Raw genomic sequence first — 12,933 nt, 5'->3', positions numbered from 1 at the left:
ACCTGTGGGAGCTGGCGTTGCCAGCGATAGGGCCAGTACAGACAAAGCTGTTTCCAGCACCCAATAAAAAAGCCCGCATCGCTGCGGGCTTTTTCATTGGGCCTCCGGTCAGAACCGGAACACTTCCATATCAGTACGGATCGGCGAAGCCATCGGAATCTTCGGCTTCTCCGGTTCCTTGCGCACCTGAACCGGTGCCGCCGGTTTCTTCGCAGGCGCCTCTTCGGCGATCGCTGGCTGGTTGGCCAGCGGCTTGAGCGCGGTGCTCAGTTGTTCGGCGAGCTTTTGCAGCAACTGGCCCTGGGCCTGCACCTGCGCCGCCGAACTACCTGCATGCGGTTGTTCGAGGTGGACGATACGGTTGTCCCGCACCTGGCCGCGGCGGTCGAGCAAACGCCATTGGGCATCGAGGATCGCCGGCTGGTTGGCACCGGAATCCAGGCGAGTGATCGACAGCAGCACCTGCACATCCGGGTTGAAACCGGTACTGGCAGGCGCCAGGACTACCCGCTGGCTATCCAGGCGCCAGGCCAGCTGACGTACCAGCAATTGATCGATATCGGAGGACAGGCTACCCGCCCAGCGACCGTCCGTCGCCGCAGTGAGGCTGCCGTCGGGCTGGCGCTGCAGCAGGGTCTCGCGTTGCAGGTAGTCAGCGACCGAAACCGGTCCCAGCACCACCGACATGCCGGCAGCCTGCTTTGGCTGCCCCGGCTCACCACTGTCGAGCTGATAGAGCGCGACCGGCTGGTGCATGCTGCACCCGGCCAGGCCGAGCACACCGGTCAGCAAAAGAACAAATGGAAGGCGCAGAAAAGTCATCATCCCATCCAGGCGGCCACCACACGGCACCGCAGTGATACTCAAGAATTCAGTCGGGCACCCGGCCACGCCGACGCCACAAGCGGGCTATCATCCGCGAAAACACGCTCTGACTCCAGCATTTACGCCCGGAACGCGTAGGAAATTACCGTTTCCGGGCGTGTACAAGTCCTACTCGGGAGTGTCGACCAACAACGCATCGACCCGCTGGAAGCCCCGTGGCAGCTTGTTGCCGCGGCGCCCACGCTCGCCCTTGTAGTGCTCCAGGTCTTCACCCTTGAGTGACAGGGTACGCTTGCCGGCTTGCAATACAAGGGTCGCTCCGTCGGCGAGCACAGCCATGTCCGTGACGTATTCCTCACGGCTGGCCACCCGATCACCGGGTATACCGATGATCTTGTTGCCCTTGCCTTTGCCCAGTTGCGGGAGGTCGCTGATCTTGAACACCAGCAGGCGCCCTTCGGTGGTGACCGCCGCCAGCCAGTTCTGCTCGCGATCGGCCACCGGCCGCGGTGCCAGCACCTTGGCGCCATTGGGCAGGCTGAGCAGGGCCTTGCCCGCCTTGTTCTTGGCTTGCAGGTCCTCGCCCTTGACCACGAAGCCATAGCCCGCGTCGGAGGCGATCACGTACAGGGCGTCGTCATCCGGCAGCAGCACGCATTCGAATGCCGCCCCCGGTGGTGGCGTCAGACGGCCGGTCAGCGGCTCGCCCTGGCCCCGTGCCGACGGCAGGGTATGGGCGGCCACCGAGTAGCTGCGTCCGGTGGAGTCGATAAACACGGCGAACTGGTTGGACCGCCCCGCCGCCGCCACCTTGAAGCCATCACCCGCCTTGTACGACAGCCCGGTAGCATCGATGTCGTGGCCCTTGGCGCAACGCACCCAGCCTTTCTCGGAAAGCACCACCGTGACCGGCTCGGTCGGCATCAGCTCGTTTTCGGACAAGGCCTTGGCCTCGGCACGGGCAACGATCGGCGAACGACGATCATCGCCGTAGGTTTCCGCATCCTTGATCAGCTCGCTACGCACCAGCTTGCGCAGCTTGGTGTCGCTGCCCAGCAGGGCCAGCAGCTTGGCCTGTTCTTTCAGCAGCTCTTCCTGCTCGCCGCGGATCTTCATCTCTTCCAGCCGCGCCAACTGGCGCAGACGGGTTTCGAGGATGTAGTCGGCCTGGATCTCGGTCAGGTCGAAGCGGGCGATCAGGGCCTGTTTCGGCTGGTCCTCGGTACGAATGATGTGGATCACTTCGTCCAGGTTGAGGAAGGCGACCAGCAAGCCGTCCAACAGATGCAGGCGACGCTCGACCTTGTCGAGGCGGAACTTCAACCGGCGACGAACGGTAGCGATGCGGAATTCCAGCCACTCCAGCAGCAGCGCCCGCAGGTTCTTCAATTGCGGCCGGCCGTCGAGGCCGATGATGTTGACGTTGACCCGGTAGCTCGATTCCAGGTCGGTGGTGGCGAAAAGATGCTGCATCAGTTCGTCGAGATCGACCCGGTTGGAGCGGGCGATGATGACGATACGGCACGGGTTCTCGTGGTCGGACTCGTCACGCAGGTCGGCGACCATCGGCAGTTTCTTCGCCTGCATCTGCGCGGCGATCTGCTCCAGCACCTTGGCCCCGGAGACCTGGTGCGGCAGCGCGGTGACAACGATATCGCCGTCCTCGATGCGATAGACGGCACGCATGCGGATCGAGCCGCGGCCGCTTTCGTAGATCTTCAGCAGTTCGGCACGGGGGGTGATGATTTCCGCTTCGGTCGGATAGTCCGGCCCCTGGATATGCTCGCAAAGCTGTTCGACCGTGGCTTTCGGCTCGTCCAGCAGGCGCACGCAGGCGCTGGCGACTTCCCGCAGGTTATGCGGCGGCACGTCGGTGGCCATGCCCACGGCGATACCAGTGGTGCCATTGAGGAGGATATTCGGCAAACGTGCCGGCAAAACGGCAGGTTCTTCCAGGGTACCGTCGAAGTTCGGTACCCAGTCCGCAGTGCCCTGGCCCAGCTCGCTGAGCAGCACTTCGGAATAACGCGACAGGCGCGCCTCGGTGTAACGCATGGCGGCGAAGGACTTCGGATCGTCCGGCGCACCCCAGTTGCCCTGGCCATCGACCAGGGTGTAGCGATAGCTGAACGGCTGCGCCATCAGCACCATGGCCTCGTAGCAGGCCGAATCGCCATGGGGGTGGAATTTACCGAGCACGTCACCGACGGTACGCGCCGACTTCTTGTGCTTGGAGTCGGCATCCAGGCCCAGTTCGCTCATGGCGTAGACGATACGCCGCTGTACCGGCTTCAGGCCGTCGCCGACGTGCGGCAGGGCCCGGTCCATGATCACGTACATGGAATAGTTGAGGTAGGCCTGTTCGGTGAAGTCGGCCAGTGACCGGCGCTCTACGCCATCGAGGCTCAGATCAAGGGAGTCGCTCATGCGGGCCTCATCAGTTCAAGGTCTGGCGCAGCAGCAAGGTGCCGCCGCGCTGGGTGAATTCAAGTTGTTTCAGGGCACTCATGCCCAGCAATACCTGGCTGCCATCCAGTCCCGGGACCACCAGGGCGCGAACATCGCGCAGCAGGATATCGCCCAATTGCACGCTGTCCAGACGGGTGCGATAACCCTCGGCGCGGCCATTGGCGGTACTCACGGTCACCGGAGCGCCGCGCTCCAGGCCGAAATCACGGGCCACGGACTCGGGAATCGCCACATCGGTAGCACCTGTATCGAGCAGGAAATGCACGGCCTGACCGTTGATCAGGCCGTCGGCGACAAAATGCCCCTGGCCATTGCCGGCCAGACGTACTTCGACGAAACCTTCGCCATGTTGCGAGGTGATCTGGCTGTTGGGATTGACCTGCTTGTCTTCCCAGGCGCCGAAAAAGCGCGTGGCAAGAAACAGCCCGGCCGCCCAGGCCAGAACCATGAACACCCGCCCGATGCGCTGACCCGGTGCCTGGCTCATTTCTTCGCGCTCCAGCCGCCTTTCGGTGCGGCGAATCGCCAGATGATCGGGCGATCCTCGCCATCGGCACGCACACCGCTGTTGTTGTCGATGCCGATCCAGGCACCCTCGGCGTCAATCACCATGGCTTCGGCCAGTCCGTAGGGCTGGCTGTATTGACGCTGTTCCGTGAGCGCCTCGCCGGCGAACGACCAGCAACGCTCCACCTGCCCGCTCTGCGCGTCGCGGCGACAGATGCGGTAGGCATTGCGTTCCAGGGTGAACAATTTGCCCTCGAACAGGGCCAGGTCGGAGAAGTCCCGGGATACCTCACGGGCCTTGGGGAACTGGTCCGGCTGCATTTCGGTGCCGGCCTCGCTGAGCAGCACGCAGGCGTCGCCGCAGGTCCAGGTGCTCTGCTTGCGGTTGACCAGCAGCAGCCCGCGTCGCTCACGCTCGGCGGCGAGCCACAGGCGGTCACCCGCCGGACTGATGGCAAGGCCTTCGAACAGCGCATTGAAGTGCAGTAGCATGCCGCTGGCCCGTGCCTGGCGAATCATCGCCGGATCGATCTTCAGCCAGTTCGGCTCACCTTCCACCGGCACTTCCAGCACCGCGGCGTGGGCCTCGCTGACGATATAGCGATTGCCCGCCGCATCGCAGCTGATGCCCTCGAAGTCGAGATCACCACCGCGCACCAGCGAAGCGGCCCACTGCCGCGAACGCAGGCCCAGCGGGAAACCGGCATCCGGTACCGGCGGCGCGGCCAGCGGCTCGCCGAGCGCCTGCCACACATGGCTGGCGGTATCGAGCTTGTACAGCAGGTCGTCGTCGCGGTCGGACACGGTCCACAGCACACCGTTGCACTGCGCCAGTCCGGACAGGTTGCCGCCGCGCATACCTTCGACCGGATGCTCGGAGACCAGGCTCAGTTCAGGCCACGGATCGGCCATGGCCGGCACTGCGAGCAGCGCCAGCAGTGCCGTCAACAGCGTACGGATCAAGCCATGACCTCGGCCAGGTTGCCGTTGCTCTCCAGCCAGCTCTTGCGGTCGCCCGCGCGTTTCTTGGCCAGCAGCATGTCCATGACTTCCCGGGTCTGCTCGAAGTCGTCGAGGGTCAGCTGGACCAGGCGCCGGGTGTTCGGATCCATGGTGGTTTCGCGCAGTTGCGGTGGGTTCATCTCGCCGAGGCCCTTGAATCGGGTGACCTGCGGCTTGCCACGCTTCTTCTCGGCCACCAGGCGGTCAAGAATGCCGTCGCGCTCGGCTTCGTCGAGGGCGTAGTAGATTTCCTTGCCCAGGTCGATGCGGTACAGCGGCGGCATCGCCACGTAAACGTGGCCAGCCTCGACCAGCGGGCGGAAATGCTGGACGAACAGGGCGCAAAGCAAGGTGGCGATGTGCAGGCCGTCGGAGTCGGCGTCGGCGAGGATGCAGATCTTGCCGTAGCGCAACTGGCTGAGGTCCGCCGCGCCCGGATCGACGCCGATGGCGACGGCGATATTGTGCACTTCCTGACTGGCGAGCACTTCGCCGCCATCCACTTCCCAGGTGTTGAGGATCTTGCCCCGCAGCGGCAGGATCGCCTGGAATTCCTTGTCCCGCGCCTGCTTGGCCGAACCACCGGCGGAATCACCCTCGACCAGGAAAAGCTCGGCGCGCATCGGGTCCTGGCCCGCGCAGTCGGCCAGCTTGCCGGGCAGCGCCGGGCCCTGGGTGACGCGCTTGCGCTCGACCTTCTTGCTCGCCTTGAGGCGACGGCCGGCGTTGCTGATGGCCAGCTCGGCCAGTTGCATGCCCATTTCCGGGTGAGCGTTGAGCCACAGGCTGAAGGCGTCCTTGACCACGCCGGAAACGAAGGCCGCGGCCTCGCGGGACGACAGGCGTTCCTTGGTCTGCCCGGAGAACTGCGGCTCCTGCATTTTCATCGAAAGAACGAAAGTGATGCGCTCCCAGACGTCTTCCGGAGCCAGCTTGACGCCGCGCGGCAGCAGGTTGCGGAACTCGCAGAACTCGCGCATCGCATCCAGCAGGCCCTGGCGCAGGCCGTTGACGTGGGTGCCGCCCTGGGCGGTGGGAATCAGGTTGACGTAGCTTTCCTGGACCGCATCGCCGCCTTCCGGCAGCCACAGCAGGGCCCAGTCCACGGCTTCCTTGTTGCCGGCCAGGCTGCCGCAGAACGGCTCGTCCGGCAGGCGCAGGTACTCGCTGACCGAGTCGACCAGGTAGGAACGCAGGCCGTCCTCGTAGTGCCACTCGACCTTCTCGCCGGTGCTCTTGTCCTCGAAGGTCACCGTCAGGCCCGGGCACAACACGGCCTTGGCCTTGAGCACATGCTTGAGGCGGCTGACGGAGAACTTCGGCGAATCGAAATACTTCGGATCCGGGGAGAAATACACGCTGGTGCCGGTATTGCGCTTGCCGACCGTACCGATGACTTCCAGCTCGCTGGCCTTGAAGCCGTCGGCGAAGGTCATCTGGTATTCGTTGCCGTCGCGCTTGACCCGCACCCGGACCTGGGTCGACAGGGCGTTGACCACCGAGATGCCAACGCCGTGCAGGCCGCCGGAGAACTGGTAGTTCTTGTTGGAGAACTTGCCGCCGGCATGCAGCTTGGTGAGGATCAGCTCGACCCCGGACACCCCCTCTTCAGGGTGGATATCCACCGGCATGCCGCGACCGTCGTCGCAGACCTCCAGGGAGTGGTCGGCGTGAAGGATCACCTGCACCGAACGGGCATGGCCGGCCAGGGCTTCGTCGACACTGTTGTCGATGACTTCCTGGGCCAGGTGGTTGGGGCGGCTGGTGTCGGTATACATGCCCGGACGCTTGCGCACCGGGTCAAGGCCCGAGAGGACTTCGATGGCGTCTGCGTTATAGGCGCTAGCGCTGGGATTGGCCATGGGGTCTCGTCGTCATTCGTGGGTGAAAATAAGCAATCAAAATACAGAAAAATCCAGGTCCTGATACGTCTTCGCATCAATACCCGCGTAGCTCAGCAGGGCCGGCAGGTGCTGGGCGAAGCGCTGGAAGCTGTGATCGCCTCCGGCCTCGATACGCAGGGCGCAGGCCCGGTAGAAGCGTTCGGCGCGGCGGTAATCCAGGGTTTCGTCGCCGGTCTGCAGCCATACCTGGTAGCGCGCGGCGTCCTGGGGTGGCGCGACTTCCAGCTCGGCCAGGGCGTCCACATGATCATGGGTCAGTTCCCAGGTTTCGCCGGTGTAGTGGTTGGTCTGGGTGCCCAGGTAGCCGTCGAACAACTGGTGCGGATTGACCGCCGGGTTGATCAGCAGCGCTTTCAATCCGTGGCGTTCGGCCAGATGAGTCGCATAGTAGCCGCCGAGGGAACTACCGACCAGCAAAGGCCGGCCCAGTTCGGCGATATCGGCCTCCAGCTGCGCGATGGCCTGGCGCGGATGGTGATGCAGGGCCGGCACGCGCAGTTGCCCGGCCAGGCCGATGCGCTGCATGACCGCCAGCAACTGGCTGGCCTTCATCGAGCTCGGCGCACTGTTCAAACCATGGATGTAAAGGATCGAGCCCGACATTCCGCCCCCGGATTTCCTTGGAGCGCCCGCGAGCAGCGGGCACAAAGACGCGCAGTTTAGCCTGATAAGAGGGAAATGATTCAGCTTTAGAGATTGCGCGATGCTTCAGTAGCCGTTGCCGTAGTCCACGCTGAAGGCAAAATCCTTCAGACGGGAAACTCCGGTCTCCAGCCGACCGTCGTCGTGCAGCGCCAGCCAACGGTAGCCGGGCGGACGCTGTTCATCGACCTTGAAATCGTCGCTGCCCGGCTCGAACTGCACACAGGTCGATGGCGAGGCCAGCAAGCGCAGGTCGCCGCGTTGCTGGTCCCACTCCTGGTGGATATGCCCCCAAAGCAACGCCCGGACCTGGGGGAAGGACTCCAGGCGCTGGAACAAAGCCTCCGGATTGCGCAGGCCAATGGGGGCCATCCAGGCGCAATCGATGGACACCGGCTGGTGATGCAGGCAGACCAGGCAATGGCGCTCGCCGGCGTCCGCCAGGGCCTGTTCCAGCAGTTGCAGCTGGCGTTCGTCGAGATAGCCTGGCACGGAGCCGGGAATCGACGAGTCGAGCATCACTACCCGCCAGTTGCCGATATCGGTCACCGCGTCGAGCAGATCGGTCCCGGCCGCGGCACGCTCCATCGGCAGCGGCTCGTCGTGATTGCCCGCCAGCCAGCGCGCCGGTGCCTTGATGGCTGCGGTCATGTGCCGGAATTGCTGGTAGGACGCATCGGTACCGTCCTGGGAGAGATCCCCGGTCGCCAGCACCAGGTCAACCCGCTCCTGCTCGGCCAGCACCCGCTCGATCACCCGCCGCAGGCTGTCGTGGGTATTCATGCCCAGCAGCGAGCCGTCCGCATCGGCAAACAGATGGCTGTCGGAAAGCTGCACCAACAGGATCGGCGCCGCCTCGGTGGTCGGGCTCGGCAAGGCATAGTCCTCGTAAGAAAGTTCGAATTATGCGGCCAGCGAATGGGACGGCCAACCCCCGGAATGCGCGACCGGTCACACATGCTCCGTCGACCTCAGCATTTCATGGGTCTGCAGGTCGGCGGTATTCGCCTCACCGGCCTGTGGTTTTTCGACAATCTCGCGCCGGGCGCTGTCCAGCACTCCGCCCCGCACATGGCGCAAGCCATCCTTCACGATGCAATCGCTGTCCTCCAGCAACGCCAGCACCTCATCACCCGCTTGCAGTACGTGGGTGATCTTTCCCGGAAACACATGGATGATGCCGGCCTGCTCGAACACCACCGCGCCGCGAAACTCCGAGCGGGTCCTGAGCTTGGCGAGCACCACGCCCTTCCAGCCGGTATAGCGAAAGCGCGGCCGGAATCCGGGCCAGAAACGACACATCTGCTGCTCGCTGAGCAGGCGGACCTTCGACTCGACGAATGCGTCATCCAGGGACTCCAGCAATGCCCGGGCCCGCCCTGGCGTCGGGAACGAGCCGAGGATCGTGTAGCTGCCGTGGGTCAGCACGTAGTTGCGGGGAAGCTGGTCGTGACGGTCGATGCACGGCATCAGGCACGGAAACCACCCATCCATGACAATGAACGAGATCGGCTTCTGCCCGGGCTCGCGGTCTTCGTAGTCCAGGCCCAGGCACACCTGGTAGACCACGTCCAGCACGGGCACGGCCGGCGGGACCAACGACTGGTAGCCGGTGGTATTGACCAACCGATCGACCTCCACGGACTCACCGCCGTCCAGCGACAGGCGTACCCGCCCACCGCCCGCATGCGCCTCCAGCACCTGGCGCTGGCAGCGGACCTCGACACCCGCCGTCGCCAGCCGGGCGCGGAAGTAATCGCGCAAACGCCCACCCAGTACGGCGCTAGGCTCATTGAGGTCGTAGGCCGCCTCCAGGTTCCGATAGCCCGACGCGGAAAGATCGATCCGCCGGCAGCCCGGCGATTCGTGGCAGACCTCGGCAAAGACCTCGCCGGACACCTTCGACGGACGCCCGATGGCATCCAGCGTGCCGTGGGCATAGACCGCGGCCTCATGCGCCACCACCAGCTCCGGGTAGTGCGCGCAAAAGCGCTGCAAGGTGGTTGCGCAGAGATCGCGCGTCGCGCGCGAACGCGGGTAATGCGGCCCTTTGTGCAAGCGGATGCCGAAGCTTCCGGACACCCCGTTGAAAATGTCCGCTTCACGCTCGATCAGCAGTACCCGATGCCCGCGCGCTGCCAGTTCAAGGGCAATGTGACACCCACTCCATCCCGCTCCTGCCACTGCAATATGCATACGTTGCTCCACGTTCGATCACAAAAGCGTGATGGAACGCAGGCTGGCATACAGCAGGACCAACAGTTCGGCGGGAAACAGCGGTGTTGAGCTTTCCTACGCAATTCAGCGAACGATCGCCAATTCATGGCCGCAAGCAAGGCAGTGGGTCAGCCATTCGCCCAGGAACAGGTTGAGCTGGGCCTTTTCGTCCGGCTGGTGCATCGCTTCGTTGGGGTAGGGATAGACGCTGCGGAAACGCCGGGCATGCTCGGCGCTGACCACCTCGGCCATGCGCGCGTCGTGATAGACCTGCACTTCCAGTTGTGGCACCGGCAGCCAGGGCAGGCTGTGCTCCTGGCGTACGCGCAGGGTGGTGGTGTACGGGCAGGCCAGCACCACCTCGAGGGTCAGCACGCCGAGCATCTGGTCGCCCTGGGTCATGCCGATGCGTCGCGAGCTGAGGGAGGTGCGCATTTCCGGCAGCAGGCGCATCAGGCGGGCATAGTTCGCCTCGCAGGCAGCCTGCAAGCCAACCAGATCGACCCGATAGCGCTCGCGCACAAGATTCACGACCACATCCCCCTCACTTCGTCGCGGTTCAGGGCCAGCCATTGCAAGGCGATGATCGACGCCGCATTGGCAATCTGCCCGTCGCGCACGGCCTGCAGGGCATCTTCCAATGCCCAGACCCGCACGCGGATATCTTCACCCTCTTCTTCCAGGCCATGCAGCCCGCCAGCCCCCTCGCTGCTGCAACGACCGAGGTACAGATGGACCAACTCGTCGCTGCCGCCGGGTGACGGGAAATACCGGGTCATCGGCCACAGCGCGGAGAATTCCAGGCCAGCTTCCTCCTGCGCCTCGCGATGCGCAACCTCTTCCGGCTGTTCGTCCTTGTCGATCAGACCGGCGACCAGTTCCACCAGCCAGGGGTTGGCGGTCTTGTCCAGGGCACCAACGCGGAACTGCTCGATCAGCACCACTTCGTCGCGCTGCGGATCGTAGGGCAGGACGCACACGGCATCGTGGCGAACGAACAGCTCGCGGCTGATCTCGCGGCCCATGCCACCGGCGAACAGTTCGTGGCGCAAGCGCACCCGGTCGAGCCGGTAGAAGCCCTGGAAACAGGTCTCGCGCTGAACGATATCAACGGCCGTTGGAACGCTATTCAACTTGTCTGTCATGGAAATCCTCAATGCCTTACGTGCAGCTTCGCGCAATCCTACCCCGCGGACCCTCGGCTTTCACCCTCTTTAAAGTCAACCCGAGGGCTGCGAGGATAGGCGCCATCCGTCTATTCAAGATTAGTGGCGAACCGAAGGCCCTGCCGACGGTCCAAGGCCGATCACCGTCGTTCCAGAAGGATCATCATGACGCTTGTCAAACTGACTACCGTGGCTGTCCTGGCCCTTGTCCTGGGGGCGTGCCAGAGCGTTTTCCAGCCCAATATGCGCAAGCCGCTGGAGGTCAAGCGCGAGGCCTGGGAGCACATCAAGCCCGGCTGCAGCGCCAGCGACTGCCCGCTGGTGAACATCGACACCCTGCACTTCCCGGCACAGCCGCAACTGGATGCCGTGGTCGAGCGCGGCCTGCTGCAACTGACCCGCGACGGCGAAGGCGCAGCGCTGCCGACCTCGCTCAAGGCCTACGAAGACAGCTTCATGCGCTCGGCCGAAAGCCGCCACAGCACCTATTTGCAGGCCAAGGTACGCGAGCAGCATGACGGACTGGTGATCGTCGAACTGTCCAGCTACCTGGACACCGGCGGCGCCCATGGCAGCCCGGGGCGCGCCTTCATCAACTGGTCGCGCCAGCAGGAAAAGGTCCTGACCCTGCAGGACATGCTGGTGCCGGGTCAGGAAGACACCTTCTGGAAGACCGTGGAAGAGGCCCACCGCGGCTGGCTGATCGCCAACAAGCTGGATCAGGACGCGGAGTTCGTGAAGAACTGGCCATTCCAGAAAACCGCGAACATCGCCCTGACCTACGGCGCGGTGCTGCTCAAGTACGACGTGTACGCCCTGGCACCCTACGCCATGGGCCACGTCGAACTGAAGATCCCCTACCCGCGCCTGAACGGCGTGATCAAGCCGGAACTGTTTCCCGGCCGCGGCTGAAGCTGAACACCGCGTGGAGCACACCTGCCAGCAGCAGCGCCGGCAGGGTTGCCCCGACATCCGGCGCGTAGTTGGCCAGCAGGTGATAGGTCGCCACCCCACCCGCCCAGGCCAGCACGGCACCCAGGTGCAGTGAGCCGACCTGGGCCGGCAGACGGCGGCGACGCAGCACGAAGTGATCCACCAGCACCACGCCGAACAGCGGCGCGAACACCGAGCCGATCAGCAGCAGGAAGTTCTGGTACTGCGCCAGCGGCGCGAAGCAGGCGATCAGGGTGCAAACCACGCCGATTGCCAGGGCCAGGTGCTCCACCTTCAGGCGCAGCAGCAGACCGCTGGACACCGCCGCCGAGTGGATATCGGCGAAGGCGTTTTCGGATTCGTCGAGCAGGATCAGCAGCAGCGGAAGCCCCAGGCCAGCACCGGCCAGTGCCAGCAGCAGCGCATTGACCTCACCGCTCGGCGCGAAGGCCAGGGTGTAGGCCACGCCCAGGCTCATCAACCAGAAGTTGCCGATGAAGAAGCCCAATGCGGTACCGCCGAACACCCGGCTGGCACGCTTGCCGAAACGCGAGTAATCGGCGATCAGCGGCAGCCAGGACAGCGGCATGGCAATGGCGATATCGAAGCCTACCGCCAGCGACATCGAACCATCACCAGCCTTGACCCAGAGCGCCGCCAGATCGGCCTTGGCGAACAGGTTCCAGGTCAGCCACAGGCAAGCGCCCAGCAGCAGCCAGATTCCCCATTTGCGCAGGATGCGGCGGACGAAGGTCAGCGGACCGCTCACCGCCAGCAGGGTGGCCAGGCCGCCGAAGAACAGGGTCCACAGCAGTGGGCTGTTCCAGGCGCTGTGCTCGCCGAACGACTGGGCGCCGAGCAGGCTGGCGGCATCGCGCATGACGATGATCTCGAACGAGCCCCAGCCGATCAGTTGCAGCAGATTGAGCACCGCCGGCAGCGCCGCGCCGTGCTTGCCCAGGCTCAGGCGCAGGGCGGCCATGGCCGACAGGCCGGTATCACTGCCGATCACCCCGACCGCCGCCAGCAACAGAACCCCCACCAGAGTACCCATGGCGATCGCCAGGACCGATCCGGCCAGGCCCAGGCCCGGCGCCAGCAGCGCGCCGGTCTGCAGCACCATCAGGCCGATGCCGAGGGAGAACCACAGGGAGAACAGGTCACGGGCGCCGAAAATGCGCTGGTGGCCGGGGACGGGGGAATCGGGAGAGTAGTTGCTGGGTAGGGACACGATGGTGGTCTCGGCAGATGTTTTTTTGTTGATTTCA

At 64.5% G+C, this 12,933-nt stretch carries 12 protein-coding genes; 1 reads left to right on the top strand and 11 read right to left on the bottom strand.

Annotated features, from left to right (window positions below):
- Positions 1-108: 108 nt before the first annotated feature.
- The 10 genes from ACODSK_RS04735 to ACODSK_RS04690 all read right to left on the bottom strand — a co-directional run bounded on the left by ACODSK_RS04735 (position 109) and on the right by ACODSK_RS04690 (position 10,711).
- Positions 109-822 (bottom strand): PqiC family protein, encoded by a 714-nt coding sequence (locus ACODSK_RS04735; RefSeq protein ID WP_489014207.1) that lies wholly within the window; start codon positions 820-822, stop codon positions 109-111.
- A 171-nt stretch (positions 823-993) separates the two neighbouring features.
- Positions 994-3,252, bottom strand: a complete 2,259-nt coding sequence (gene parC / locus ACODSK_RS04730) for a DNA topoisomerase IV subunit A (RefSeq protein WP_489014205.1) — start codon at positions 3,250-3,252, stop codon at positions 994-996.
- 10 nt (positions 3,253-3,262) lie between these two features.
- A complete protein-coding gene (locus ACODSK_RS04725) occupies positions 3,263-3,781 on the bottom strand; it encodes a retropepsin-like aspartic protease family protein (RefSeq protein WP_489014203.1) in 519 nt (172 codons plus the stop codon).
- Positions 3,778-4,764, bottom strand: a complete 987-nt coding sequence (locus ACODSK_RS04720) for an esterase-like activity of phytase family protein (RefSeq protein WP_489014201.1) — start codon at positions 4,762-4,764, stop codon at positions 3,778-3,780. Before ACODSK_RS04720 ends, ACODSK_RS04725 begins: the two co-directional genes overlap by 4 nt.
- Complete coding sequence (gene parE, locus ACODSK_RS04715) at positions 4,761-6,665, bottom strand: DNA topoisomerase IV subunit B (protein WP_489014199.1); 1,905 nt, start codon at positions 6,663-6,665, stop codon at positions 4,761-4,763. The genes ACODSK_RS04720 and parE overlap by 4 nt, the downstream gene beginning before the upstream one ends.
- Positions 6,666-6,701: 36 nt before the next feature.
- Complete coding sequence (locus ACODSK_RS04710; protein ID WP_489014197.1) at positions 6,702-7,310, bottom strand: YqiA/YcfP family alpha/beta fold hydrolase; 609 nt, start codon at positions 7,308-7,310, stop codon at positions 6,702-6,704.
- A gap of 105 nt (positions 7,311-7,415) precedes the next feature.
- Positions 7,416-8,225, bottom strand: coding sequence for a 3',5'-cyclic-AMP phosphodiesterase (gene cpdA, locus ACODSK_RS04705; protein WP_489014196.1), 810 nt, complete (start codon positions 8,223-8,225; stop codon positions 7,416-7,418).
- A gap of 75 nt (positions 8,226-8,300) precedes the next feature.
- A complete protein-coding gene (locus ACODSK_RS04700; RefSeq protein ID WP_489014194.1) occupies positions 8,301-9,545 on the bottom strand; it encodes an FAD-dependent oxidoreductase in 1,245 nt (414 codons plus the stop codon).
- 105 nt (positions 9,546-9,650) lie between these two features.
- On the bottom strand, positions 9,651-10,103 hold the full coding sequence (locus ACODSK_RS04695) for a DUF1249 domain-containing protein (protein ID WP_489014193.1): 453 nt from the start codon (positions 10,101-10,103) through the stop codon (positions 9,651-9,653).
- Positions 10,094-10,711 (bottom strand): NUDIX domain-containing protein, encoded by a 618-nt coding sequence (locus ACODSK_RS04690; RefSeq protein ID WP_489014192.1) that lies wholly within the window; start codon positions 10,709-10,711, stop codon positions 10,094-10,096. The genes ACODSK_RS04695 and ACODSK_RS04690 overlap by 10 nt, the downstream gene beginning before the upstream one ends.
- 186 nt (positions 10,712-10,897) lie before the next feature.
- Between ACODSK_RS04690 and ACODSK_RS04685 the strand changes: the two genes are divergently transcribed.
- Positions 10,898-11,644 (top strand): RsiV family protein, encoded by a 747-nt coding sequence (locus ACODSK_RS04685; protein ID WP_489014190.1) that lies wholly within the window; start codon positions 10,898-10,900, stop codon positions 11,642-11,644.
- On the opposite strand, the gene cytX is transcribed toward ACODSK_RS04685, so the two are convergent.
- Positions 11,613-12,896 carry a putative hydroxymethylpyrimidine transporter CytX gene (gene cytX, locus ACODSK_RS04680; protein ID WP_489014188.1) on the bottom strand — a complete coding sequence of 428 codons (1,284 nt, stop codon included), beginning with the start codon at positions 12,894-12,896 and terminating at the stop codon, positions 11,613-11,615. The two genes, ACODSK_RS04685 and cytX, sit on opposite strands and share 32 nt — an antisense overlap.
- Between the last annotated feature and the right edge of the window lie 37 nt (positions 12,897-12,933).

Source organism: Pseudomonas sp. FG98, assembly GCF_057808595.1.
Note: the sequence above shows the minus strand (reverse complement) of the source record. Positions and strands in the feature narration are given on the sequence as shown.

Coding starts and splice junctions, on each gene's coding strand:
- parC (WP_489014205.1), bottom strand. CDS start 3,252: ATGAGCGACTCCCTTGATCTGAGCCTCGATGGCGTAGAGCGCCGGTCA.
- ACODSK_RS04710 (WP_489014197.1), bottom strand. CDS start 7,310: ATGTCGGGCTCGATCCTTTACATCCATGGTTTGAACAGTGCGCCGAGC.
- ACODSK_RS04700 (WP_489014194.1), bottom strand. CDS start 9,545: ATGCATATTGCAGTGGCAGGAGCGGGATGGAGTGGGTGTCACATTGCC.
- ACODSK_RS04690 (WP_489014192.1), bottom strand. CDS start 10,711: ATGACAGACAAGTTGAATAGCGTTCCAACGGCCGTTGATATCGTTCAG.
- ACODSK_RS04725 (WP_489014203.1), bottom strand. CDS start 3,781: ATGAGCCAGGCACCGGGTCAGCGCATCGGGCGGGTGTTCATGGTTCTG.
- parE (WP_489014199.1), bottom strand. CDS start 6,665: ATGGCCAATCCCAGCGCTAGCGCCTATAACGCAGACGCCATCGAAGTC.
- ACODSK_RS04735 (WP_489014207.1), bottom strand. CDS start 822: ATGACTTTTCTGCGCCTTCCATTTGTTCTTTTGCTGACCGGTGTGCTC.
- ACODSK_RS04685 (WP_489014190.1), top strand. CDS start 10,898: ATGACGCTTGTCAAACTGACTACCGTGGCTGTCCTGGCCCTTGTCCTG.